The 25,437-nt window shown below is 71.1% G+C and carries 15 protein-coding genes and 1 pseudogene; 1 reads left to right on the plus strand and 15 read right to left on the minus strand.

Translation table 11 applies throughout. The annotated features are described in order from the left end of the window. Window positions 1–456: 456 nt before the first annotated feature. The 15 genes and pseudogenes from ACFSVL_RS37470 to ACFSVL_RS37540 all read right to left on the minus strand — a co-directional run bounded on the left by ACFSVL_RS37470 (window position 457) and on the right by ACFSVL_RS37540 (window position 24,928). Window positions 457–1,446, minus strand: a complete 990-nt coding sequence (locus ACFSVL_RS37470) for a 3-deoxy-7-phosphoheptulonate synthase (protein WP_378311388.1) — start codon at window positions 1,444–1,446, stop codon at window positions 457–459. Further along, entirely contained in the window at window positions 1,447–2,757 is a 1,311-nt protein-coding gene (locus ACFSVL_RS37475; RefSeq protein ID WP_378311670.1) for an MDR family MFS transporter, read from the minus strand. Window positions 2,758–2,798: 41 nt separating this feature from the next. Then, window positions 2,799–12,677: an amino acid adenylation domain-containing protein gene (locus tag ACFSVL_RS37480; protein WP_378311390.1), complete on the minus strand. Its 9,879-nt coding sequence runs from the start codon at window positions 12,675–12,677 to the stop codon at window positions 2,799–2,801. Between the two features lie 28 nt (window positions 12,678–12,705). Further along, window positions 12,706–13,482 (minus strand): ABC transporter ATP-binding protein, encoded by a 777-nt coding sequence (locus ACFSVL_RS37485; protein ID WP_378311391.1) that lies wholly within the window; start codon window positions 13,480–13,482, stop codon window positions 12,706–12,708. Beyond that, window positions 13,479–14,501, minus strand: coding sequence for a FecCD family ABC transporter permease (locus tag ACFSVL_RS37490; protein ID WP_378311393.1), 1,023 nt, complete (start codon window positions 14,499–14,501; stop codon window positions 13,479–13,481). Before ACFSVL_RS37490 ends, ACFSVL_RS37485 begins: the two co-directional genes overlap by 4 nt. After that, a complete protein-coding gene (locus ACFSVL_RS37495; protein ID WP_378311395.1) occupies window positions 14,498–15,481 on the minus strand; it encodes a FecCD family ABC transporter permease in 984 nt (327 codons plus the stop codon). The genes ACFSVL_RS37490 and ACFSVL_RS37495 overlap by 4 nt, the downstream gene beginning before the upstream one ends. Then, complete coding sequence (locus ACFSVL_RS37500) at window positions 15,478–16,476, minus strand: ABC transporter substrate-binding protein (protein ID WP_378311397.1); 999 nt, start codon at window positions 16,474–16,476, stop codon at window positions 15,478–15,480. Before ACFSVL_RS37500 ends, ACFSVL_RS37495 begins: the two co-directional genes overlap by 4 nt. 36 nt (window positions 16,477–16,512) lie before the next feature. Next, complete coding sequence (locus tag ACFSVL_RS37505) at window positions 16,513–17,370, minus strand: siderophore-interacting protein (RefSeq protein WP_378311399.1); 858 nt, start codon at window positions 17,368–17,370, stop codon at window positions 16,513–16,515. After that, window positions 17,367–17,609 carry a phosphopantetheine-binding protein gene (locus ACFSVL_RS37510; RefSeq protein ID WP_378311401.1) on the minus strand — a complete coding sequence of 81 codons (243 nt, stop codon included), beginning with the start codon at window positions 17,607–17,609 and terminating at the stop codon, window positions 17,367–17,369. Before ACFSVL_RS37510 ends, ACFSVL_RS37505 begins: the two co-directional genes overlap by 4 nt. Continuing rightward, complete coding sequence (locus tag ACFSVL_RS37515) at window positions 17,606–18,268, minus strand: isochorismatase family protein (protein ID WP_378311403.1); 663 nt, start codon at window positions 18,266–18,268, stop codon at window positions 17,606–17,608. Before ACFSVL_RS37515 ends, ACFSVL_RS37510 begins: the two co-directional genes overlap by 4 nt. A 3-nt stretch (window positions 18,269–18,271) precedes the next feature. Further along, window positions 18,272–19,870, minus strand: a complete 1,599-nt coding sequence (locus ACFSVL_RS37520; protein ID WP_378311404.1) for a (2,3-dihydroxybenzoyl)adenylate synthase — start codon at window positions 19,868–19,870, stop codon at window positions 18,272–18,274. Further along, window positions 19,867–21,303, minus strand: coding sequence for an isochorismate synthase (locus ACFSVL_RS37525; RefSeq protein WP_449224402.1), 1,437 nt, complete (start codon window positions 21,301–21,303; stop codon window positions 19,867–19,869). The genes ACFSVL_RS37520 and ACFSVL_RS37525 overlap by 4 nt, the downstream gene beginning before the upstream one ends. A 153-nt stretch (window positions 21,304–21,456) precedes the next feature. Then, window positions 21,457–22,218 (minus strand): 2,3-dihydro-2,3-dihydroxybenzoate dehydrogenase, encoded by a 762-nt coding sequence (locus ACFSVL_RS37530; RefSeq protein ID WP_378311672.1) that lies wholly within the window; start codon window positions 22,216–22,218, stop codon window positions 21,457–21,459. Window positions 22,219–22,452: 234 nt separating this feature from the next. Further along, window positions 22,453–22,620 (minus strand): annotated as a pseudogene (locus tag ACFSVL_RS37535) (SDR family NAD(P)-dependent oxidoreductase); the annotation flags it as partial. Window positions 22,621–22,690: 70 nt separating this feature from the next. Continuing rightward, complete coding sequence (locus ACFSVL_RS37540; protein ID WP_378311406.1) at window positions 22,691–24,928, minus strand: heavy metal translocating P-type ATPase; 2,238 nt, start codon at window positions 24,926–24,928, stop codon at window positions 22,691–22,693. 188 nt (window positions 24,929–25,116) lie between these two features. Between ACFSVL_RS37540 and ACFSVL_RS37545 the strand changes: the two genes are divergently transcribed. Next, the gene (locus ACFSVL_RS37545) at window positions 25,117–25,350 is read left to right on the plus strand and encodes a hypothetical protein (protein WP_378311408.1); all 234 of its coding nucleotides are present in this window, start codon (window positions 25,117–25,119) and stop codon (window positions 25,348–25,350) included. Window positions 25,351–25,437 lie beyond the last annotated feature (87 nt).

Consider the following 25,437-nt stretch of genomic DNA (forward strand, 5'->3'; position numbering starts at 1 on the left):
GGTGGCCTCAGTTTGCTGACCGTCCACAATGGACGCCAACGTCAGCAAAATGCCCGATTGACGCCTTGGTGACCGTTTCTTCAAGTCTGTGAGGGGAACCCTGAGGGAATCTGATTCCCTCAGGGTTCCCCTCACAGACCGAAACCGCCCACCGGGACGCACCAATGTGGCGTTCGGTGCGGCGCACGCACCCAATGTGGCATTGGTTGCATCTGACGCACCCAATGCCACATTGGGGCGCAAGCCCCACCCCCACCGAACCGCCACCGATGCACCCACCCCAGCCAGGCACCCACACCACCCCCGCACCCCGATACGAAGCCGCCCTGCGGTCGTTGGGTGTTTGTCAAGGCATCTTTCCCGCCTTGACAAACACCCAACGACCGTCAGCACACTCGGGCTTCGGGGTGCCCCCACCCACCCAGCCGCAATGTCGCCGCCAGGCGACGAGCCCCCTCACCGTCCGCGACGAGCCACCGCCAACTCCTCCAGCAACGGCACAGTCCGCTCCCACCCCAGACAAGGATCCGTCCGACTAACCCCCCGCAACGCAGGCACCCTCTCCGGATCCTGCGCCCCGTCCAGCAAATACGACTCGATCATCACCCCCACCACCGGCCCCCCGTCCCGAATCTGCCGCGCCACCTCACCCACCACCCCAGGCTGCCGGTCATGATCCTTCCCGCTATTCCCATGCGCCGCATCAACAACCACCCGCCGAGGCAACCCAGCCTCCCCCAATAACCCCACCGCCCCCGCAACCGACTCGGCGTCGTAATTAGGCACCAACCCCCCACGAAGAACCAAATGCGCATCCGGATTCCCCGTACTGCGCAAGGTCTTCATCCGCCCATCCACCCCCAACCCAGGAAACACATGCGCCGCCCCAGCAGCCCGAATCGCATCCACCGCAGGCCCCACCCTCCCGGAAACACAATTCTTCATCCCCACCGGCATCGGCAACCAAGACGCCAACTGCCGATGCGGCTGACTAGCCACCGTCCGCGCCCCAATCGCCCCCCAGCTCACCGTATCCGCGACATAAGGCGCCAACACCGGATCCACGAACTCATAAGCCAACGGCAACCCCATCCCCGCCGCCTCAAGCAAAAACCGCCGCCCCAACCGCACCCCAGCGGCGAGATCCCCTTTGCCGTCCAACGTAGGATCCGGCAAAAATCCAGTCCACCCCGTCACCGACCGAGGCTTCTCCAAATAAGCCCGCAAAACCACCACAAGATCGTCCGAATACCGCGCAGCCGCCCCCGCCAGCAATCCGGCATACTCCAGCGCCCCGTCCGGATCGTGCACCGAGCACGGCCCCACGATCACCAGCAACCGCGGATCCCGGCGAGCCAGCACCGCCGAAACAGTCTCCCGATGCCGCGCGACGTCCGGCACCACCCCCGCGGTCACCTCCGCTGGGCTGGGCAACGTGTCCTGCATCTACCGGCTCCTTTCCCTAGGCAGCTTCGCCGCCCCGGCAGCCGCCACCACGACCAGTCCGAGCACCCACCAAAACGTGTCCGCGAAAGCCGCCGCGACATCCGCGCCCCGTACGGCCAGCCGGTCCTGCAACACCAGCGCGAGCACCGCGGTCCCCACCGAACCGCCCAAGGTATTCAGCAAATTGAGCGCACCGGCGGCTTTCGGCAACTCTGCCGGTTCAAGACTGCGGTACACCAACGCCAGCACCGGCGCACTGATCATCGCCGCCCCGAACCCGCGCAGCAACAGCGAAATGACCAACACGACATCCGGCAATTCCGGGCCGAGCTGAGTAAACGCCGCAGTCCCCAGCGCGACCAGGCCGATCCCGGACAACACCAGCGTCCGCGGCGTCACCCGGTCCACGATCCGATGCACCAAAACCGACCCCGCCGCCGCACCAATCCCCTGCGGCACCAAAAGCAATCCGGTATTCCACGCATCCAGCCCAGCACCGCGCCGCAAATACAGCGGCAGCAGGAACATCGTCCCGAAAACCGACGCGCCCAGCACCACCAATGCCAACGCGGCGGCCCCGAACGGCGGCCGGGTGAACAACCGCGGGTCCAGCAACGGCGCCCGCACCCGCAACCCGTGCCGGACAAACGCGCCCAGCATCAGCAATCCCGCCACAACCGCCGCCGACGAAAGCAGCTTCGGATACCCGTCAGCAAACCCGGTAAGCCCGAAAACCACCGCCGCCAGGCCAGGCGAAAGCAAAGCGGCACCACGGAAATCGAACGGCTCGCGCGGATCAGCCGGCGCGTCCGCCGCGACATACCGCAGCCCGAGCAGCACCGCGACCACCCCGACCGGCAGATTGACGTAGAACAGCCACGGCCAGTCCGCGACGCTGAGGATCGCCCCGCTCGCCAGCGGGCCCAGCACCGGCGACAGCAACGGCACCACGCCGACGACGCTGATCAGCCGCCCGATCCGCTCCGGCCCGGCCGCTCGCGCCAGCAACGCCTGCCCGGTCGGCGGCAGCAGACCGCCGGCCAGCCCCTGCAGCACTCGGAACGCCACCAGCATCGGCAACGAACTCGCCAGCCCGCACAGCAGTGACGCCAGCACGAAGACAACCACCGCGGTCAGCCACGTCCGCCGCCCGCCGAACCGCGCGGCCAGCCAGCCGGACGCGGGCACGGCGGCCACCACCGCGAGCAGATACGCCGTGGTGACCCATTGGACCTCAGTGACCGACGCGTCGAACCGCTGCGCCAGCGTTTCCACGCCGACCGAAACGATCGTGCTGTCGAGCGTCGCCATGAACGTGCCCAGCACGAGCACGAACGCGGTCCGCCACAGGTTCACCGCGGCCACTCGCCCGCGTCGTCGTCCAGCCGGGAGGGAAGCTCGGCCAGGAACCGCAGCAGGTCCGTGACCAGCGCACGGGCCTCTGCCGCGGTGAGAATCCCGGCCTGATAACCGAACACACCGGACCAGCTGCCCGCGTGTTCAGGAATCACAGTCACCGTCATCGGGTAGTGCGTGCGCTCCCGGAACCGGGTCCCGGTGATCGCCAGCCCGGGAGCCGGTTCACGCAGCTTCGCCGGGTCCACCGGGTAGTTCTCGAACACGACAAGGCTGTCGAACAGCTGGTCCCGACCGGTCAGCGCACCCAGCTCCGCCAGGCCGACGTGCTGATGCGCCAGCAATTCCTGTTGCCGGGCTTGGGTGTGCCGAAGAGCCTCGCCGACGGTGCCGGTGAAACGAACCCGCACCGGCACGGTGTTGGCGAGCAGTCCGAGGATCTCCTCGACACCGTCCACTTCGGACGTCCGGCCGGAAACCATCGTGCCGAACGCGACGTCGTCGACACCGGCCCGCGCGGCAAGCACCGCCGCCCACGCACCCTGCAGCAAAGTCCCTGCCGTGACACCATGTTTGGCACCGGCTTGAGTCAGCGAAGCGACCAGTGAGGCGTCCACAGTGAACAGTTCCGGCTCCACCGCCGACGACTGTCCACTCAGGAGCTTTCGAGGCGGCAGACCAGCCAGCTCCGTCCGCCAGGCATGCCCGCTGACCGCGTGGTCCCGCGCCGCGAGCCACCGCGTGTACCGCGATACCGGCACCGCGTCCGGCAGCCGCTCACCGGCGTACCCCGCGAACAACTCGCCCAGGATCCGCGGCGCTGACCAGCCGTCGGACAGCAGATGATGGCTGGTGAGCACCACTTCGTGCCGCTCCGGACCGTGCCGGAGCACAGTGACCCGCAGCAACGGCCCGGCAGCGAGATCGAACGGTTCCGCGAGGTCCTCGGCCAGCAGCCGCTCGACCTCGTCCTCGACCGGGCGCACCCGGAACCCGACCCGCGGCTCCGTTGGCACGACCTGCAGCTCATGCCCGTCCGGGAAGACCGCGCCGAGGTTCGGATGCCGCCGCACCAGCGCGTTGGCAGCAGCCTCCAGCGCAGCCAAATCCAGCGCTCCGGTCAGCGAAAACGCCGCTTGCACCGGGTACGGATCCTCGCTCGCCGCCCGGGATTCGCGCAGGATCAGCTCCTGCAGCGGCGTCAACGGCAGCAGCTCGCCCGCCGGCACCGCAGCGGCCAGCGCGGCGAGTTCGTCCTGGAACAACGCGCCCAGCGCAGCGATCTCCTCGGCGGTGAAAACCGAGAACGGCCAGGTGAACCGCACCGCCAGCCGGTCGTCGCGCACCATCGCGTTCACCATCAGCGCATGCGCCAGCGGGCCGCCGTCCGAGCCGAGCGGATCGGCGTCCGGCGGGCGCTGCCACGGAGTCTCGGCCTGCGGAGCCGCCTCGAACCGGCCGAGGTAGTTCCAGCTGACGTCTGCACCGGTCGACGTGCCGCCGAGGATCCCGTACCCGAGCCCGTCGCCCGCGGCACGCAGCTGGTCGCGGACTGCGGCGATCGCCGTCGCCCCGGAGGGCGGCGTGATCCGCGCCGGGTACACCGCGGTGAACCAGCCGACCGTCCGGGACAGGTCGACCGCTCCGGCGAAGTCCGGCGTGTGATCCGGACGGCCGTGACTCTCCAGCGCGACATGCAGCTCCGAGCCGCGCCAAGCCCGGTAAGCCCGCGCGAACGCGGTGAGCAGCACGGTGTCCGGACCGGTCCGGTACGCGCCCGGCAACGTCGTCAGCACCGTCTGCGTGACGCCCTCCGGCATCTCGATCTCGTGGTGCCGCGCGGTCCCGCTTACCGGGCGAGCCGCACCGGAAACCCGTTGCCAATGCGGGCTTTCCACCTGCCGCGCCGGCTTGGCCGCAGCCAACGCGCGCGCCCAGCCGAGGAACGACGGCCCGCGATCCGGCAACGAGTGCCCGAGGTACGCCTGTTCAAGGTCGTCAAGAAGGATCCGCCACGACACCGCGTCCACGACGAGATGGTGCGCGACCAGCGCGAGCCGTCCAGGCCGCGCGGGCCCGGCGTCCACCCAAACGGCACGCAGCAACGGCCCGGTCCGCGGGTCCATGGCGGTCCGGACCGCGGTGATCCGCTCGTCCAGCAGCGCCCGCAGGTCCGCGTCCTCACCGGCCGGGACGACCATCAGCACGTCCGCCCCGGTCACCGCGCCCGGTTCCGGAATTCTCAACACGTCGCCAGCCAGGTGTGAACGGATCACATCGTGCCGTTCGAGCACTGCGTCCAGCGCCGCGCGCCACTGCGGCACGGCACCGCCGGACGGCACACAGACCTCGACCCACTGACAGAACCCATCCGCGGCCGAGCCAGCGCGTTCCAGCAGCTCACGCATGACGGGCGTCAGCGGCGCGTCCCCGACCGCGGGCGTCAGATCCGGCGAAACCACCACGGTCGTGTCACTGCAGCGGGCCGCGATCCCGGCGATGGTGCCGCCTTCGAAGACGTCCCGCGCGGTCAGGTGCAAGCCCTCCCGCCGGGCGCGCGCGACCAACCGGAGCGACGCGATGCTGTCGCCGCCGGCGTCGAGGAATCCGTCGTCCACCGTGACGTCCGGCCCGAGCAGTTCCCGAACCACTTGCAGCAGCACGGTTTCCGCTTCGGTCGCAGGCTGGCGAGCGGCGGCGGCGTTACGCGGGCCGGGTGCGGGCAGGGCGGCCTGGTCCAGCTTGCCGCTAGGGCCGAGCGGCAGCCGCTCCAGCGCGAGCACCGCCGACGGCACCATGTGCGCGGGCAGTTCGACGGCCAGATATTCGCGCAGCGCCGCCGGATCCGGGTCCGCGCCGTCGACCGGCACGACGTACCCGACCAGCCGCCGGTCCCCCGGCCGGTCCTCGCGCACCAGCACGACCGCCGCCCGCACGTCCGGATGCCGGGCCAGCGCCGACTCGATCTCGCCCGGCTCGATCCGGAACCCGCGCAGTTTCACCTGGTGGTCGGCGCGGCCGAGGAACACCAGCTGCCCGTCCGGCCGCCAGCGCACCAGGTCGCCGGTGCGGTACATCCGGTCGCCGGGCGCGCCGAACGGGTCGGCCACGAACCGCTCCGCGGTCTGCCCCGGCCGGTTCACGTAACCGCGCGCGAGCTTCGGCCCGGCGAGATACAGCTCGCCGGTGACGCCGGTCCCGACCGGCCGCAGCCCCGCGTCCAGCACATACGCCCGCACCTGCGGGTCCGGCCGCCCGATCGGCAGCGGACCCGGGTCGTCGGCGGAGTACACCCAGGTGACGGAGTTGATCGTGACCTCGGTCGGGCCGTAGGCGTTGAACAGCGCCCGCCGGTCGCCCCAGCGGCGCGCCAGCTCCGGGTCGAGCCGTTCGGCACCGACCACGAAGAACACCTCCGGGTCCACCGTCGCGTCGTCCGGCATCGCGGACAGGAACGACGGCAGCAGGTTCAGCCCGGTGACGCGGTGCTCGGCGGCATAGGCGAGCAGGTCGTCGCCCGAACCGCGGACCTCCTCCGGCGCGATCACCGAGGTGCCGCCGGACAGCAACGGCAGGAAGAACTGCCAGTAGGACACGTCGAAACTCGTGGACGCGAAGTGCAGGTACCGTTCGCCGTGCCGGATGCCGACGATGTCTTCCTGCAGCGCGACCAGGCTCGGAATGCCCCGGTGCGTAATCGCGACGCCCTTGGGCTGTCCGGTGGTTCCGGACGTGTAGATCACGTACGCCAGTGAGTCCGGCTGCGGGACCACTTCGTCCCCAGTAGACGGTCCATTAAGGACTAGCGGATCGATCACCGGAATGCCGAATCCGGGGTCCGAAGTGGACACCACTGCGGCGGGCGCGCTGTCTTTCACCAGATGCGCCAGCCGTTCGGCGGGATAGGACGGATCCATCGGCACGTGCACCGCACCGGCCTTGAGCACGCCGAACAACGCGACCACCAGGTCGATGTCCCGTTCCAGCAGCACCGCGACCGGGTCTTGCTCCCGCACCCCGGCAGCGCGCAACGCATGCGCGAGCTGGTTCGCCTTCCGGTCCAGCTCCGCATAGGTCAGCCGGCGGTCCCGGCACACGACCGCTTCAGCGTCCGGCGTTTCCCGGACCCAGCGGGCGAACTCCGCCAGGCAGTCGCCGGCTTCCCGACGCGGTTCCGGTCCGGTTCCCTGCCGCAGCAGAGCCGATTCCTCTTCTACCGCAAGAGAACGCAGCCGAGCGACCGGGCGCTCCGGGTCGGACACGATCTCGTGCAGCAGCGTCGACAGCCAGCGGCCGTACGCTTCCACGGTCGCTTCGTCGAAGGCGTTCGGCTGGTAGCCGAGACCGATCGCGATCTCGTCGCCGGGCAGCACGATCACGGTCAGCGGATAGTGCGTCGCGTCTGTGATGTCGACACCGGCGAGGTCGAGCCCCGGTGTGAGCCGTTCACGTTCCCGGCTGGAGAGCGGGAAATTCTCCATCACGAGCATCGTGTCGAACAGATCGCCGACGCCGGCCGCGCGCTGGATGTCCGGCAGGCCGAGATGGTGATGGTCGGTGAGCCGCGCATTCTCGTCCTGCACCTGCGTCAACAGCGCCGCGGCCGAATCGGACGGGGCGAACGACACGCGCACCGGGATGGTCGTGCCGAGCTGGCCGATCATCGCTTCCACCCCGGGCACGTCCGACGGACGGCCGGACACCGGGCAGCCGAACACCACGTCCTGCCGTCCGGTGAGCCGCGCCAGCAGGACGCCCCACGCGGTCTGGAACACCGCCGTCGGCGTCACGCCGCGTTCCCGCGCGAAGCCCCGCAGCTGCTCGCTGAACTCCGGGCCGAGTCCCACCCAGATCCGCTGTGGACGGTCCGAAGTGGACTCGGCAGTGGTGGGGGCGAGCCGGGTTCCTTCTTCCAGGCCGGCCAATGCCTCCCGCCAGGCCTCGACGGCCGCGTCGTGGTCGCGAGCGGCTAGCACCCGGTGGTACTCGGCGAGCGGCGGCGCGACCGGAGCCGCCGGCCCGCCGCCCAGCTCGGCGTAGGTGGCCAGCAGGGCGCGGCCGACGAGCGGCATCGACCAGCCGTCGAGCAGCGCGTGATGGATCGTCAGCACCAGCCGGTGTTCCGCCGCGCCGACGGTGAGCAGGAGGAACCGGATCAGCGGCGGTGCCGCCAGGTCGAACGGCCTGCCCAGCTCAGCCGCGCATTCGCCCCCGACGCTCGACGGACCTTCGACGTGCCGCCAGTCCAGGTGCACCTCGGCAGGCACGACCTGCACGACCTCGCCCGCCGCCGTCGTGTGCAGGTGGACACGCAGCGCCGGATGCCGTCGCAGCAGTTCCTCAGCGGCAGCGCGCATCCGGTCCGCGTCGAGCTGACCTTCGAGGTGGGTGACCGCCTGCACGGTGTAGACGTCCGGCCCGCCGCCGGTCAGCGTGTGGAAGGACAACCCGGCCTGCAGCGGCGTCGCGGGCAGGACGTCGGCGACCGGACCTTGCTGTTCGAGAGTATCGATCTCGTCCTGGCTGAGCGTGACCAGCGGAAGGTCCGACGGCGTGAGCCCGCCGGTGTTTTCCCTTGCGTGCGCGGCCAACGCGGCCAGCGCGGCGGCCCAATTTTCTTGCAGGCGTTCGACGTCCGCCGGCGGCAGCACCCGGCTGGCGGCGGTCCACTCGACCGCGATCCGCGGCACGCCGTCCTCGCGGACGAAGCAGTTCAGCGCGAGTACCTGCTCCAACGCCTTCGCGGGCGGCTCGATGACCGCGAACGGATCCTCGTCCGGCAGCTGCCAACCACCGGGCAGCGGGGCGAACCGGCCGAGGTAGTTGAGCAGGACGTCCGGCATCTCCGGCGTGAACTCCGCTCCGGGGTCCAGGTACCGGAGGACACCGAAGCCGATCCCGTCGTCCGGCACCGACCGCCGTGCTTCCTTTACCGCGCGCAGCAACCGATCGAGAGTGTCCACACCGGACAGATCTATGTGGACCGGGTATTCGGCGGTGAACCAGCCGACCGTGCGGGCAAGGTCCAAGCCTTCGCGGCCGTGGCCCTCCATCGTGACGGTCAAGGTGTCCTCGTCGCCGCGCAGCGTCAGCACGAGCGCAGCGAGCAGCACCTCGTCGACACCCGCGCGATAGGCCGCAGGCAGCGTCGTGAGGACGGCAGTGCTCTCCTCTTCGGACGCAACGGTAACCGAACGGTGTGCAGTGGCGACGGTATCGAGCGCCGGGTCAAGCTTGCTTGTCTGCGTCGACCGCCAGTACTCCAGTTCTCCGCGCCGTGCGCCGCTCCCGCCTTGTTCGGCCAGCGCCAACGCGTGCCGCCGCCAAGACGCCTTGACTGGCGCAAGAACCCCGCCCTCGCACGCGGTCTGCAGGTCCGGCAGCAGGATGCGCCAGGAAACGCCGTCAATCGCCAAGTGGTGCACGACAAGCACCAGCTGGTCCCCCACCAGCGCGACCCGCAGCATCGCCCCGGCGCGCGGGTCCAATTCGGACGCCAGCCGCTCCGCCACCTCGGCGGGATTCCCCGTCGTCTCGCTGAGCACTTCCGGCGCTTCGACCGCGCCACGCGGCCGGATCACCACCGTGCCATCAGGTTCGACGCGAAGCCGCAACACGTCGTGGTGATCGAGAACCGCCTGCACACCTTCGGCCAGCCCCGGCAGCGGACCGTCCACTCGGAGCACTGTCCACTGTGCATAGCCGACGATCGCGTCCAGATCCGGGTTCAGGTCGAACAGCGTCCGCACGATCGGCGGTGCGGGGACCTCGCCGACCGGCTCGTCCGGCGCACTGTCCGGTTCGGACAGATCCCGGCTCGCCGCCGCCAACACCGCGAAACTGCGCCGTGCGAGCAAATCCCGCGGCCGGAGGTCCAGCCCGTGCGCCCGCAGCCGGCTGCTCACGCTGATCGCGGTGATGCTGTCGCCGCCGAGCGCGAAGAAATCGTCGTCGACCGCGACCCGCTCCACCCCGATCACCTCGGCGATCGCGGCGCACAGCAACCGTTCCCGTTCCGTCCGCGGCTCGCGTCCGCCGTCTGCCGCCGCGGGCGCGGGCGCGGGCAGCGCGGCCCGGTCGAGTTTTCCGTTGTTGGTCACCGGAAGCTCGTCCAGCACCACGACCGCTGCCGGGACCATCGCCTCCGGCAACCGCTCCGCGAGCGTCGCCCGGACGTCCTCCGCGACCAGCCCGGCACCGACGACGTACCCGATCAGCCGCGGCCCGCGCACCGCCGCCGCAGCCGCCCGCACGCCCGGCACCGCACCGAGCGCGCCCTCGACCTCGCCCAATTCCACGCGGTGGCCCCGGATCTTAACCTGCCCGTCACGCCGTCCCAGATACTCCAGCCCGCGCCCGGGCACCCACCGCACGACGTCACCGGTGCGGTACATCCGCTCCCCCGGCGGCCCGAACGGATCGGCGACGAACCGTTCCGCCGTCCCGCCCGGACGGCCGAGATAGCCACGCGCCAGATGCGGCCCGGCGAGATACAGCTCCCCGCGGCTGCCCGGCAGCACCGGCCGCAAGGCAGCATCAAGCACGTAGGCACGCGTCCCCGGCACCGCGAACCCGATCACCGGTTCGTCCCCGGTGATCGCCGCGCTGGCACCGTCCACAGTGGCCTCAGTGGGACCGTAGATGTTGCGCGCCCGGATACCCGACGAAGCGATCCGCTGCCACAACGCGGGAGGCGTCGCCTCGCCGCCGAGCACCAGCAACGCCGGATCGAGTGACCCCGCGTCCAGCAACGGGGCCGCCATCGACGGCGTGGTGTCGATGACCTCGATCCCGTCCCGCACAAACGCGGCGTGCAGCGCATCGACGTCGCGGGCGGTTTCCGTGTCGTAGATGTGCAATTCGTGCCCGCACAGCATCCACAGCAACTGCTCGATCGCCGAGTCGAAAGCGAACGAATACGTGTGCGCCACGCGAAGCCGCCGCCCCCGCGCGGTCTCGGCGACCGTGGTCGCGCGGTGATTCCGCAGCAACGTCTCCAGCCCTCCGGACCGGACCAGCACCCCCTTGGGCTGACCGGTGGAGCCCGAGGTGAAAATGACGTACGCGAGATGTTCCGGATGACGGTCCACATCGGACAGATCCGCCGCCGAATACCCGGCGATCTCGTTCCGCACCAACGGATCATCTAGCCGCAGCTGCGGCACTCCGGGCAGCAGGTCCGAGTCCGTCACGGCGAGCTTCGGGGTCACCTCGGCGACCAGCGCGCGCAAGCGTTCCGCCGGATGTGCCAGGTCCAGCGGCAGGAACGCCGCCCCGGCGTCGAGCACCGCCAGCAGTGCCACCACCAGGTCGATCGAGCGGGGCAGCGCCAGCGCCACCACGTCGTCCGCCCCGACGCCCCGCGCCCGCAACGCCCGCGCCAGCCGGTGCACCCGGTCCAGCACCTCGTCGCCGGTGAGCCGTTCGTCGCCGCACACCAGCGCGGTCTGTCCGTGAAGGGCACCTTGAAGGAATCTGATTCCCTCAAGGTGCCCTTCACGGACTTCCGCCGAGGCAACCGCGGGCGCCGACCATTCGGCGAGCAGGGCGGCGACGTCCGGCACCAGGTCCACCCCGCCGACGACCGGCGCGGCCGCCCCGGTGAACGCGCCGATCAACGTCCGCAACGCGGCGAGCTGCGCGTCGACCCCGGCCTGGTCCTGGGACCGCGCGTCGACCTCGAAGCCCAGCAGCAGCCCGCCGCCGGACGTCGGCAGCACGCTGAGCCCCATGTCCTCCGGCGGCCCGCCCGCGACGTTCCGCATCGTCCCGCGCGCCTCGCCGAACGCCAGCTCCAGGTCGAACGCCTTGAGGTTGATCCCGCGCCCGTGCAGCAACGCGCCCGCACCGGGGACCGCCAGGTCCTGAGGAAGATTCTCACCCCGGTACCGCTGGTGTGCGCGCATTTCACGCAGCGCCTCGGCGACCCGCGCGGTCAGCTCCTCCGGCCGGTCCCCCGGCCGCACCCGGACCCGCAGCGGCAGCACGTTGACCGCCATCGCCGGGGTGCGCAACGCCGCCCCCGCCCGGCACATCAGCGGCACCGCGAACACGACGTCCGCCGTGCCAAGCACCCGGTGCAGGAACGCCGCGTAACACGCGATCAGCGCGTCCCCCCAGGTCGTCTTCGCCCGCTCCCCCAGCTCGCGGAGCCCGGCGACCTCGGCCGCGGTGAGTTCGGCGCGCGCGGTGAACGTCGCCTCCGGCAGCCCGGCCGTGCTCGCGTCCTCAGCCAGCTCCGGCATCGGTGTGAACCGTTCACACCAGTACTCGCGGTCCTGTGTGAAGCGCTCACTCGTCCGATACGAGCGGTCCGCTTCGACGAGATCGGCGAACCGGCCGAACGTCGACGGCGGCACGTCCTCGCCCCGCACCGCCGCGGTGTACCGGGCGGCGGTGCGCCGGGCGAGCATCGCCGCGGTGTAACCGTCGAACACCAGGTGGTGGCCGAGCTGGGTAAACCACACCTCGGTGTCGGAGAGCCGCAGGATCAGGTGCGAGAACAACGCCCGGTCCAGCATCCCCCGGCACGCCTCGGCCGCCCGCCGCCGTTCCGCCGCGACCCGTGCGTGCGCGGCGGCCAGCGGGTCCGGTTCCCCTTGCAGGTCAACGACTTCCGGCAGCGGCACCGGTTCGGCGGACACCACCTGGCGGGGGCCGTCCGGAGTGTCGAGCACCCGCAGCCGCAGGCTTTCCGCCTCCTCGGTGGTCGCGCGGATCGCCTCGGCCAGCGAGCCGAGGTCGACCGGCTCGCCGCCGGAGATCTCCACGACATCGCCGACCAGGTAGTACGGCGAGTCCGGCTCCAGCCGCTGCGCGTTCCAGATGCCCAGCTGGGCGCTGGTCAATTCGAGGGTGGCGGGTGCGGTGCTCAACTGGTGACTCCTGGGGTGCGGGCCGCGCTCAGAGCGACGGCACGACCATCGGCGTGCCGGTGACCGGATCGGGCACCACGACGCTCGGCAGGTCGAAGACTTCCTTGATCAGCGCGGCGTCCACGACGTCGCCGGGCGCGCCCTCGGCCACGACCCGGCCGTCGCGCAGGGCGACCAGGTGGTCGGCGTAGCGGCAGGCCTGGTTGATGTCGTGCAGCACCGCGATCACCGTGCGGCCTTCGTCGCGCAGCCGTTTCAGCAGCTCCAGCACCTGGTACTGGTGCGCGATGTCGAGGAACGACGTCGGCTCGTCGAGCAGCAGGTACGGCGTGCGCTGCGCGAGCACGACCGCGATCCACACCCGCTGCCGCTGCCCGCCGGACAGCTCCTGCACCGGGCGGTCGGCCAGCCCGGCGACCCCGGCCGCGGTCATCGCGCCGACGACCGCGGACTCGTCGTCGGCCGACCACGACGACAGCAGCGACTGGTGCGGGAACCGGCCGCGCGCGACCAGCTGCCGGACCCGGACGTCCTCCGGCGCGGACGGATCCTGCGGCAGGAAGCCGAGTTCCCGCGCCAGCGCCTTCGCCGGATACGCGCCGACCGCGCGGCCGTCGAAGGCCACCCCGCCCTCGGCCGGGCGGAGCAGCCGGACGAACGCGCGCAGCAATGTCGATTTGCCGCACGCGTTCGGGCCGACCACCGCGGTGAACGCGCGGTCGGGGACGTCGAGCCGCAACCCCGCCGACACGACGCGGTCGCCGTAGCGCAGGGTGAGGTCCCGCGCGGTCAAGCGAGCGGTCACTTCCGCCGCACCTCCTTGGTCAGCAGCCAGATCAGGTAACACCCGCCGATCGCCGTGCTGACCACGCCGACCGGCAGCGACACCGGGGCGAGCAGCATCTGCGCGACGAGGTCCGCGCCGGCGAGCAGCACCGCGCCGGTCAGCGCGGCGGGCAGCAGCGGGATGCCGGGCGCGCGGGCGAGCCTGCGGCCGATCTGCGGCGCGGCGAGCGCGACGAACGCGATCGGCCCGGCCACCGCGGTGACCGTCGCCGTGCAGCCGACGCCGAGCACGACCAGTTGCAGCCGCAGGGATTCGTGCCGGACGCCGGTCGTCACCGCGAGTTCCGTGCCGAGCGCCGCCTGGTGCAGCGCGGGCGCCCGGGTCAGCGTCACCGCGAACAGCACGGCCAGCACCCCGAACGGCACCGCGACGTCGTTCCAGCCGATCCCGTTGAGCGAACCGGCGCTCCATCCGACCGCCGCGATCGCCACTTCCAGGTCGGCGCGCAGCACGATCCACGAGTTCAGCGCGGTCAGCATCGCGTTGATCGCGATGCCGATGACGATCAGCCGCAACCCGGACCGGCTGCCGCCCATCGACAACAGGTACACCGCGGCCGCGGTGACCAGCCCGCCGAGCACCGACGCGAACGTCAGCTGCGCCGGCGACCCGGACAGCACCGTCATCGCGATCAGCGCGCCGGTGTAGGCGCCGGAATCGAGGCCGATGACGTCCGGACTGCCGAGCGGATTCCGCGTGACATTCTGGAAAATCGCCCCGGCCAGCCCGAGCGCGGCCCCGAAGACCAGCCCGGACGCCACGCGCGGCAGCCGCCATTCGCGGATCACCACGCCCGGCCCGCCGCCGGACCCGCCGAGCGCGGCGAACACCCGCGCCGGGCTCGCCCAGGCCGCGCCGTAGCACAGCCCCAGCAACGCCAGACCGGCGAGAATGACGACGAGCACGGCGACCAGGATGACGGTGCGGCGCTCGACCCGCATCGAAAACCGCCCGCGACGGAGCACGAAAGCGGTCATAGCGCGGCCGTCCCGTACTTGCGGACCGCCCAGATCAGCACCGGTCCGCCGACGAACGCGGTGACGATCGCGACCGGCACCTCGCCGGTCGGCAGCAGCACGCGCGAGCCGATGTCCGACAGCAGCAGCAGAATCGGGCCCAGCACGACGGCGAACGCGGTCAGCCACGGCACCGACGCACCGGCCGCGCGCCGCGCGAGATGCGGCACGATCAGGCCGACGAACAGAATCGGCCCGGCTACCGCGGTCGCCGCGCCGGCCAGCAAGGTGATCAGCAACAGCGTCACCGCGCGGATCCGGGCCACGCGCGCGCCGAGAGTGTGCGCGACGGTGTCGCCCAGGGCGAGCGCGTTCAGCTGACGGCTCAACAGGAACGCGGCGACCACGCTGACCGCGATCACGATCAGCGGCACCGCAAGCGGAGCCTGCTCCCGCCCGGCTAGCGAGCCGACCGCCCAGAACCGGTACCGGTCGAAGGTGTCCGGCAGCAACAGCCGCAGCCCGAGCGAAACCCCGCTGAGCACGAACGTCAGCGCGGTGCCGGTCAGCACCATCCGCAACGGCGACCGCCGGCCGACCGCGTACACCAGCAGCGTCGCCAGCACCGCGCCGAGCACGGCGAACAGCAGTTCGCCCGACGCCGAAACGGCGATGCCGAGCGCGGAACCGATCGTGATGGCGAACCCGGCCCCGGCGGTCACGCCGAGCACGCCGGGTTCGGCAAGCGGGTTGCGCGACAGCACCTGGACGAGCACCCCGGCCACCGCCAGCGCCGCACCGACGCCGACCGCCAGCAGCGCACGCGGTGCCCGGACGTCGCGCACCACCGCCTGATCGGCCGGATCGCCCTGCCCGAAGATGGCCCGGAGCACCTCCGCCGGCGCGATGCCGTGCGCCCCGATGCCCACGCTGACCACGGCCACCGCCGCCAGCAGGACGACGGCGGCGGCCAGCAGCACGGTCCGGCTGCGCCCCGTCACTTCTTCAGCAGCGGCGCGAACGCCTGGTCCACCGCGTCCAGCGTCTTCATCGCCGCCCGGTAGGTGGCCGCTTCGGTGTAGCGGAAGGCGAACGTCTTGCCCGCCTTCACCGCCGGAAGCTCCTTCCACAGCGGCGAATCGAGCACGTACTTCACCGCGGGCGGCACGGAGCCGTCCGGCTTGACCGAGTAGGTGATCGCGTCCGCCTGCGCGAACGCGGTCGGCAGCTCCTCGATCGACGGGTACTCGCTGACGTCCTTCGAGCCGCCGCCCTTGACCTTCACCTGTCCGAAGTAGTTCGCGCCGATGTCCTGCGCGACGTTGGTGCCCCAGGAATCCTTGAACTCGCGCTGGAAGTTGCCCTTCGCGACCTCGCCGTACGCGCCGACGTGACCCAGCTTCAGCTGCGGCAGCACGGCTTTGTACTTCTCCTTGAGCTGATTCGCCTTCGCCTCGTACTCCTGGCGCGCGGCGTCGAACCCGGCCAGCGCGCCCGCCGCGTCGGACTGCTTGCGCGAAAGCTCCCGCCACGCCGACGGCACCGACGGCCCGATCGCCACGACCGGCGCGATCTCCTGCAGCCGCTTGACGTCGATGTCGGCGAGCACCGGCTTCGGCACGCCGATCACGATCAGGTCCGGATCGGCCTGCGCGATGGCCTCGTAGTTCGTCTCGGCGGCCTGCTCGCCCGCGACCTTCGGCAGCTCGTCGTACTTCTTGCGGTCCTCGGCCGTCATCATCGGCAGGCCGCGCTTCCACGTCGAAATCCCGACGAGCGGGGCCTTCGCCTCGAGCAGCGCCGGAACGGCGTAGCCGGTCGCGATCACGCGCTTCGGCTTCACCGGGATCTTGATTTCGCCGTTGTCGGCGGCGAAGGCGCGGGTCGGGGCGTCGCTCCCGCCGCTCTGCGCGTCGCCGGAGCCGCAGCCGGCGACCACGGTGAGAGCGACGGCGAGCGCGGCCGCGGCGAGACGGGTCTTTCTGGTGACGGTCATGCGAGGGTCCTCAATGTTTCTTGCTGTTCCGATGGATCAGTGGTCGTGCTCGTCGTCGAAGTCCGCGACGCCGCGTTTCCAGTAGCCGGTCACGTCGTAGTCCTCGCGGGCGAGCCCGAGGTCGTCGCGCAGCCAGCGGCGCAGCGGCTTGATCGCGCCAGCTTCCCCGGCGACCCACGCGTAAAGCCGTTCGCCTTCGGGCATCTTGACTTCGCGCACGGCATCGGCGAGAAGCTCGACGCTGCCAGGCGGATTGCCGGGACCGCGGTGCAGCCAGCGGACTTCGACGCCGTCCGGAGCGTCGAGGTCGATCTGCTCGCTCGCGTCGGCGACCTCGGCGAACGCCCAGCCCACCGCGGTCCGCGGCAGCTCCTCCAGCCAGCGGGCCAGGGCGGGCAGCGCGGTGATGTCTCCGGCCAGCAGGTAGCGGTCGTAGTTGTGCGGCACGATCAGCCCGCCCGGCGGACCGGCGACGTGCACGGCCTCGCCCGGCCGGACCGCGCGCGCCCAGTCCGAGCCGAGGCCGCCGTCGTGCAGCGCGACGTCGAGGTCCAGCTCGCCGGACTCCGGGTCGTAACGGCGGACGGTGTACTCGCGCGAGACCGGCGAAGGCTTGGGCCAGCGGAGCATGTCGCCGTTCGCCTCGGGCAGCCGCAGCTGGCCGTCCGCGTCCGGGAAGAGGATTTTCACGTGCTCGTCTGGCGAATGCGCCTCGAACCCGGTCGTGCCCGGGCCGCCGAGGGTGACGCGCAGCAGCCCGGCGCCGACCGCGCTGGTCCGCACGACCTCCGCGCGCCGGATCCGGATGGGGTACGGCACTTTCTCCGCCTGGCGGCCCGCGCGGACCTCCGCGATCCGCGCGGTGTGGCGATGCCGGTGCGTGTCCCGGCTCATTGCGCGCCGCCGGCAAGCAATTTCGTCCAGTGCCCGAGACGCGGGTCCTCGGCGAGGTCCGCGAACTCCAGCTGCGCCGCGCCCGCGCCGCGCCACTTCTCGACCAGGCTCATGATCCGCATCGAATCGAGGCCGAGGTCGGCGAGATCGGTGTCCGGGGTCAGCTCGTCGACACCGCAGCCGAGCAGCTCGGCGACGTCGGCGTTGACCTGTTCGGCAGTCAGTCCGGGGGTGCTCATCGAGGTGCTCCTGCGGGAATCGGCGCCGACAGCGCGGCGAGCGTGTCGGCGGTGGTGGTGACGACGCCGCAGCGTTGCGCGACGTACTCGCACGCTTGGTCGTGCCGGGAGCGGTCGAAATCCGCGACCGCGTCGCTGATCAGGAACGGCCGGACGTCGCGCATGAACGCCTCGACGGCCGTGGTCTGGCAGCCGATGTGCGCGTAGACGCCGGTGATCAGCAACTGGTCGCGGTCGCCGAGTTGCTCGCGGAACGTGCTGCGCTGGAAGGCGCTGTACCGCCATTTGTCCAGCACCGTGTCACCCGGTCGCGGGGCCAGCTCGTCGACGATGTCGGCCGCGCGCGGGTCGTCGTCGATCACCGCGCCGATGCCGTCGCCCCAGAACTCGGTGAGCAGCCCGCGATCGGCGGCGGGCTGCCTTCCCGGCTGCGCGGTGTAGAACACCGGAACGCCGCTGTCGCGCGCCTTTCCGGCCAGCTCCGCGATGTTCGCGATCATCTCCGGGATCGGCGAACCCTCATACGGGGCAAGGAAATACCGCTGGACGTCGTGCACGAGCAGAGCCGCCCGCGCCGGATCGGGCCGCCAGTCGACCCGGCCCGCGGGCAGGTCCGCCGCCGTCGGCAGCGGATACGCCCGGATCTTCGGCAGGGACACGCCTCACCTCTCCTTCGCCAGGGCGGTCAGCGCCGCCCGCAGTTCGCGTTTGCTGGTCTTGCCCACGCCGGTGACCGGGAACTCCCCGACCACCTCCACCAGGTCCGGCACCTTGAACGCGGCCACCCCGCGCCCGCGCACGAACCGGCGCAGTTCCGCCGCGGTCGGCTGGGCTCCGTCCGCCGGAACGACGTACGCGCAGGTCCGCTCGCCGAGGTACTCGTCAGGCACCGCGACGACGGCCGCGTCGAGCACGCCCGGATGCGCCATCAGGTGGTTCTCGACCTCTTCCGCCGCGACCTTCTCGCCGCCGCGGTTGATCTGCTCCTTCGCCCGCCCGACGACCTCGAGATGCCCGGACTCCCGTTGCCGCACCAAATCGCCCGTGCGGTAAAAGCCGTCCTCGGTGAATGCGGTCTTGTTGTGTTCCGCGGCGTTGTAGTAACCGCGGATCGTGTACGGCCCGCGCGTGAGCAGCGCGCCGATTTCGCCCGGCTCGACGAGGTCGTCCGACGTCGCCAGCGGATCGTCCGGATTCACCACGCGCACCTCGTCGTCCGGCGAAATCGGCCGCCCCTGGGTGCCGAGGACGAGGTCCTCCGGGTCGTCCAGCCGGGTGTAGCAGACCAGCCCCTCGGCCATGCCGAACACCTGCTGCAGCCGGCAGCCCAGCGCCGGCCCGATGCGTTCGGCGAGTTCCCGGCCGCATTTCGCGCCGCCGACCAGCAGAACGTCCAAAGAGGACAGATCCCGCCCGGTCCGCGCCGCCGCCTGCACCCAGGCCGCGGCCAGCGGCGGGACGACCCCGCTGATCGTGACCCCTTCGGCCTCGATCAGCCGGAACGCGGTGTCCGCGTCCGGGCGCGGCGCCATGACCGTGGCCGCGCCCGCGTGCAGCGCCCCGAGCATCCCCGGCGAGCTGAGCGGAAAGTTGTGCGCGACGGGCAGCGCCGCGAGATAAACGCTTTCTTTCCGGAGACCGCAAATCCGCGCGCTTTCCCGGACGCTGTAAAGATAATCGTCGTGAGTACGCGGAATCAGCTTCGGCAGCCCCGTGCTTCCGCCGGAAAGCTGCAGAAACGCGATTCCCTCCGGATCCGGCTCCGGCAGCTCCTGCGGCTCGGTGTCCGCCAGCTCCCCGAACTCCGGCTCCCCGACCACGAAGACTTTTCGGTCCTGAGCAACCTCACGCGCCATCTTCGCGTGATCATGCCCCGCGTGCTCCCCGACGGTGATGATCGCTTTCGCTTCGCTCTGCTCCACGAAATGCCGCAGCTCGCTGTCCCGATGCGCGGGCAACGCGAACACCGGCACCGCACCGGCCCGCCACAGCCCGAAAACCACGGACGCGAACTCCGGGATGTTCGGCAACTGCACGACCACCCGGTCGCCTCTTCTTATCCCGCCCGCGGCAAACCCCGCCGCCAGCCGGTGCGCCCGCTCGTCCAGCTCAGCGAACGTCCACCGCGCTTCCTCGCCGACCACCGCCGTCCGGTCCGCGTACGCGTCCTTGAGCGACGTCAGCAGCGCCCCGAACGTCTGCCCGCGCCAATACCCGCTGGCCCGATACCTCGCCGCGGTTTCCTCCGGCCACCCGTTCACGCGACGCCCTCCGCACCCAGCGCACGCAGCAACGTCCCGAACTTCGCACTGGTCTCAGCCAATTCCGCCGCCGGGTCCGACCCGGCGACCACGCCCGCACCCGCGAACAACCGCGCAGTCCGGCCGGAAACCTCCGCGCACCGGATCGTGACCACCCATTCGCCGTCGCCCGCGAGGTCGGTCCAGCCGACCAGCCCCGCGTAGTACCCGCGGTCCTCGGGCTCCAGCTGCGCGATCGTGTCGCGCGCGAGGCCGACCGGCACCCCGCAGACCGCAGGCGTCGGATGCAGCGCCTCGGCCAGCTCCAACGACGACGGCCCGCCCGGCCCGACCCGCCCGGTGATCCGGGTCGAAAGGTGCCACATCGTCGGTGTGCCCATCACTTCCGGCTTCTCCGGGACGTCCAGTTCGGTGCAGTACCGGCCCAGCACCTCAGCCACCTGCGCGGCGACGAGGGCGTGCTCGTTGAGGTCCTTTTCGGACACTCGCAGGTCCGCAATCGCTTGCGCGTCCTGCGCCGGATCCCCCGTCCGCCGCCGCGACCCGGCAAGCGGATTCGCCGTTACGACGTCGCCCTTGCGCGAAACGAGCAACTCCGGACTGGCCCCGACGAGCGTCCGCGGCTCCGGATCCCCCGGCGCGCTGACGTCAACGGCGAAGGCGTGCGCCGCCGGATCCGCGAGAACCAGGTTGTTCAGCAACTGCTGGACGGAAACGCCCCGCTCCCCCACGAGATCCAGCGCCCGCGCGAGGACGACCTTGCGAAGCTCGCCGTCTTGGATGAGGTCGACCGCCCGGCGGACGCTTTCGGCGTAGACCTCGGGTGCCGGTTGGGGAACCACGGTCCAGGGTGTGTTGTTCAGCGGGGTTTCGGTGCCGTTGTTTCTTCGGTCTTTCGCGGAACGCTGGCCTGACGCGGCAGGGCGGTCCCCTTCGCGAGCGGGGTCGCGGCTGCCCGGCTCCACGCCGTCTCGCTCAGCGGCACTCGCGTTCGCGCGTTCGCCCGCAACGTCTCGCTCAGCGGCACCCGCATCCGCACCATCACCCGTGTGAGGACCTGCCACCAGCTCGTCCCCGGCACCCGCGTCCGCACAATTGCCCGCGTGGAGACCTGCGCCCAGCTCTTCCCCGGCGCCCGGCGCACCGGCCCGCCGCACCACCGCGGGCACGATCAGGCTGCTCCCGGAATCCGGCCGGAACCCGATGGCCCCCACGACGACCGGATTCTCGACCCCCGCCAGCACCGCCGCCTCCAGCGCCTCGGCAGCCGCCGCGGCCCGGTTGCCGGACGCGCCGCGGACGTGCGAGTGCACCCCGTCGGCGAGCAGCACCCCTCGGGCCGAGGAGTAGTAGAACGACCCTGGCAGGTACGCGGCCAGGAGATCCGCCGCCCGATGGACCGGCCGCGGACGGGCCGGAGCAGGTGAGGACACGAGGTGAATTCCCTTTCGCACACGTGCAGGCGGCCGAGCCGCCCCGTCCGTCCCTTGCGCAAGGCACGGCTGTCTGACTGTTCGGTTAGCCTAACCTAATGGACACTAACGTACCCGGACGAAAAGGAAAAGCCGCCCGGCGGGTCAACCCGGTCACGCACGGAGCGTGGCGCCGCCGTCGACGTAGAGGTTCTGCATGGTGATGTGCCGCGCCCGGTCGGACGCGAGGAAAAGCACCGCGTCCGCGATGTCGGCGGGATCGGCGATCCGCCCGAGCGGAATCCCGACGCGGAATTCCTCCGGATTCCCCGCGATTACCCGCGCTTCGCCGGAATCGTCCGTCCACAGCAGACGTTGCATGTCGGTGTCGGTGGACCCCGGCGAAACGATGTTGCACCGGATCCCCGACCCGGCGAGTTCGAGCCCGAGGCAACGGGTGAGCATGGTCGCGGCGGCCTTCGAAGCGGCGTAAGCGGCCATCCCGGTCCGCGGGACGCCGGCCGCGTTCGACCCGACCGTGACGAGCGCCCCGCTCCCCCGCGGCTGCATCCGCCGGGAAATCTCGCGCAGCACGGTGAACACGCCGGTCGAGTTGACCGCGAACGTCGCCGCCCAGTCCTCGTCGCTGGTCTCGCCCACCGACCCGGGCCGCAACACCCCCGCGACAGACACCCCGATCCCAATCGGCCCGAGGTCCCGCTCGACGTCCGCCACCACCCGCGCGACCGCCCCCGGATCCCCGACGTCAGCCACGAACGGCACCACTCGCCCGGCCCCGGCACTGACCGACAGCTCGGCGCGGCCACGAGTTTCCGCCACCGCGGCACTGCTTCCCGCGGCACCGCTTCCCGCGCGCACTCCCGCCGCCCGCGCGGCATCGCCGTCCGCAAAGGCCCCCGCTGGCGCGCTATCCACGAGCCGCGCACCACCAGGTCCCCCAGGCGCACCAGAACGCGACGCAACGTCGCCGCCAGCAAAAGCCCCGGCAGGCGCACCACTCACGAGCCGCGCACCACCAGACCCCTCCGGCGCTCCCGCCGCAGCAGAACCCCGCGCAGCATCGCCAGACGCCCCGAGACCCGAACCGGACCCGGCACCCCGCTCACCCGCTCCAACCGGCCCCGCACCGAAGTCCCGCGCGGCGACCTCCCGCAACCCCTCCTCGTCGATATCCACGGCGGCCACGACGGCACCGGCCCGGGCGAGCGCCTCCACGACCGCCGCCCCGATGCCGCGCGCACCGCCGGTGACCAGCGCGACCCGCCCCTCGATCCCGGCTTCCGCGTCCCGCGTCACCGCGCACCTCGCCTCCGTCACCCGATCTGATTAGGCAAACCTAACCTCATCAGGCGACCGGCGGCCAGGGTGATCCCGCCCACCTCCCTGTTCAGCGGCCGGGCGCGAAGTTCCGCAGCCGCAAGCTGTTGGCCACCACCAGCACCGACGACAGCGACATCGCGGCCCCCGCGATCAGCGGGTTCAGCAGTCCGCACGCGGCGAGCGGCAGCGCGGCCACGTTGTACCCGAACGCCCAGACGAGATTGCCGCGGATCGTGCGCAACGTCCGCTGCGCGAGGCGGATCGCATCCGGCAGCACCGACAGATCGTCGCGGACCAGGATGATGTCGGCCGAGCGCAAGGCGAGATCGGTTCCCTCCGCGACCGCCAGGCCGAGATCAGCGGTCGCCAGCGCCGGAGCATCGTTCACCCCGTCGCCGACCATCGCCACCCGATGCCCCTTGCGCTGCAATGCCGACACCGCCGCCGCCTTCTCGCTCGGCAGCACCCCGGCGAGCACGTCGGGAATTCCCACCTCGGCGGCGACCGCCTGGGCCGTCACCTCGTTGTCGCCAGTCAGCAGCACCGTTTTCAATCCCAGCCCGTGCAGTTGCGCGACCGCCGCCCGCGCCGAAGGCTTCACCTCGTCCCGCACGACGAGCATGCCCGCGACCTCTCCGCCCTTCGACACGAGCACGACCGTCGCCCCGGTCGCCTCCGCCGACGCCACCGCGGCCTCGACCTCCGGACCAACCGAAACCCTCTCGTCGGCCAGCAATCGCGGCCGCCCGACCACCACGGCCGTTCCCTCAACCAAGCCGCGCGCGCCCAGCCCTGGCAAGGCCTGGAACTCCGAGGCCTCCGGCAGCACCTCCGGCCCACCGGCGACAATCGCCGCGGCAATCGGGTGTTCTGACGAGGCTTCCACGGCAGCCGCGACACGAAGCACTTCCGCCGCGGAGAACGAACCGAACGCCCGCGTCTCGGCGAGGGTCATCCGTCCCTGAGTCACCGTGCCGGTCTTGTCCAGCACGACGGTGTCGACCGTGCGGCTCGCCTCGAGCGCGTCCGGCCCCTTCACCAGGATCCCGAGCTGCGCGCCGCGCCCGACGCCGACCATCAGCGCGGTCGGCGTCGCGAGCCCCAGCGCGCACGGGCACGCGATGATCAGCACGGACACCGCCGCGCCGAACGCGTCCCGCACCGGGTTTCCGCTGAGCAACCACCCGGCCAGCGTGAGCACCGCCAACGCCGAGACCACCGGGACGAACACCGCGCACACCCGGTCGGCGAGCCGCTGCACCGCGGCCTTCCGTTCCTGCGCCCGCTCGGCCAGCGCACTCATCTGCGCCAGCTGCGAACGCGCCCCGACCGCCTCCGCGCGCACCACCAGCCTGCCGTTCAGGTTGATGCTCCCGCCGATCACCCGGTCGCCCGGCCCGATCTCCGCCGGAACCGGTTCGCCGGTAATTGCGCTGACATCCACTGTGGACAGTCCACTGTCCACAGTGCCGTCCGCGGCGATCTTCTCCCCCGGCCGCACCACGAACCGGTCGCCGACCGCCAGTTCGCCGATGCCGACCAGCACCTCGCCGTCCGCGCGCAGGATCCGCACGTCCTTCGCCGCCAGCGCGTCCAGCGCGCCGAGCAGGTCCGCCGCACCGCGCCGGGACCGTGCCTCGAAGTACCTGCCGGCGAGCAGGAACGTCGTCACCCCGGCAGCGACGTCGAGATACACCGAATCCGCGCCCGGCGCGGTGGTGCCGAACCCGATCCAGTAGCCCGCCTCGCTGCCCGAGCCGATCAGCACCGACGCGGCCGACCACAGGTAGGACGCCAGCACGCCCAAGGAAACGAGAGTGTCCATACTGGACGATCGATGCCGCAGATTGCGCAGCGCGGCGCGGTGGAACGGGGCCGCCGACCAGAACACGACCGGGGTCGCGAGCAGCAGGCATACCAGCTCCCACAACGGGAATCGCAAGGACGGCACGAGCGCGAGCGTGATCGACAAATTGCCCAGCGGGACCGCGAGCACCGCGGCCACGATCAGCCGGCGGCGCAGATCGCGAACGCGGGCGTCGCGGTTCTCCGGGCTCGTTTCGCCGCGGACGGTCGCGGTGTAGCCCGCGCGCTCGATCGTCGCGACGAGCGCGGCGGGATCGAGATCGGCCGGGTAGTGAACGCTCGCGCGTTCGGTCGCGTAGTTCACCGTGGCGCGGACGCCGTCGAGCTTGCCGAGGGAACGCTCGACGCGCGCCGCGCAAGCGGCACAGGTCATCCCGCCGACGGCGAGATCGAGGTGATGGGTCGGGGTCGCCGCGGGGGCGGCGGTCTGCGTGGACATGATTCTCCGGATTCCAGGACGGGCACGAGGCGGTGGCAGTGCCGGCGCCGGGAAGGCGGACTGCTTCCCATCGTACGCCTGCTTTTCCGCCGCCACACCTTCGGGTGACTCGGGAACCTTTTGGCCCGCTGCGACGACTATCCGGATGGTGGCAGTGCCTGGCCCGACCCGATCAGACAGGAGCGATCATGAACGAATCCCTTGCCGCGACAGGAGATATGCGGCACGTGACCACATTCTGCGGCAACTGCGACTGCGGCTGCCCGGAGCTGTTCGTCGACGACGAAGCCCCGCCGGAACGCCGCGTCGTGCTGACCGACGACTTCGGTCAGCTGGTGCAGATGAGCGTGGCACAGCTGAAGGTTCTCGTCGCGGACGTCAAGTCCGGAGCCTTGGACGAGGTGGTGACCGCCGTGGTGTAACGACGGAATCGGCCCAGCACAAGGAGATCGCTGTTGCTGAGCCGTTGCCGGCGCGTGCTCCCGCCTGACTCGCGACAGGCAGACCGC

The organism is Amycolatopsis silviterrae, from assembly GCF_042684085.1.
In the GTDB taxonomy this organism is placed as follows: domain Bacteria; phylum Actinomycetota; class Actinomycetes; order Mycobacteriales; family Pseudonocardiaceae; genus Amycolatopsis; species Amycolatopsis silviterrae.

Bases quoted from the DNA above. Each gene is read 5' to 3' on its own strand.
- ACFSVL_RS37540 (WP_378311406.1), bottom strand. From the start codon at position 24,928: ATGTCCACGCAGACCGCCGCCCCCGCGGCGACCCCGACCCATCACCTC.
- ACFSVL_RS37470 (WP_378311388.1), bottom strand. From the start codon at position 1,446: ATGCAGGACACGTTGCCCAGCCCAGCGGAGGTGACCGCGGGGGTGGTG.
- ACFSVL_RS37490 (WP_378311393.1), bottom strand. From the start codon at position 14,501: ATGACCGCTTTCGTGCTCCGTCGCGGGCGGTTTTCGATGCGGGTCGAG.
- ACFSVL_RS37500 (WP_378311397.1), bottom strand. From the start codon at position 16,476: ATGACCGTCACCAGAAAGACCCGTCTCGCCGCGGCCGCGCTCGCCGTC.
- ACFSVL_RS37510 (WP_378311401.1), bottom strand. From the start codon at position 17,609: ATGAGCACCCCCGGACTGACTGCCGAACAGGTCAACGCCGACGTCGCC.
- ACFSVL_RS37505 (WP_378311399.1), bottom strand. From the start codon at position 17,370: ATGAGCCGGGACACGCACCGGCATCGCCACACCGCGCGGATCGCGGAG.
- ACFSVL_RS37475 (WP_378311670.1), bottom strand. From the start codon at position 2,757: ATGGCGACGCTCGACAGCACGATCGTTTCGGTCGGCGTGGAAACGCTG.
- ACFSVL_RS37545 (WP_378311408.1), top strand. From the start codon at position 25,117: ATGAACGAATCCCTTGCCGCGACAGGAGATATGCGGCACGTGACCACA.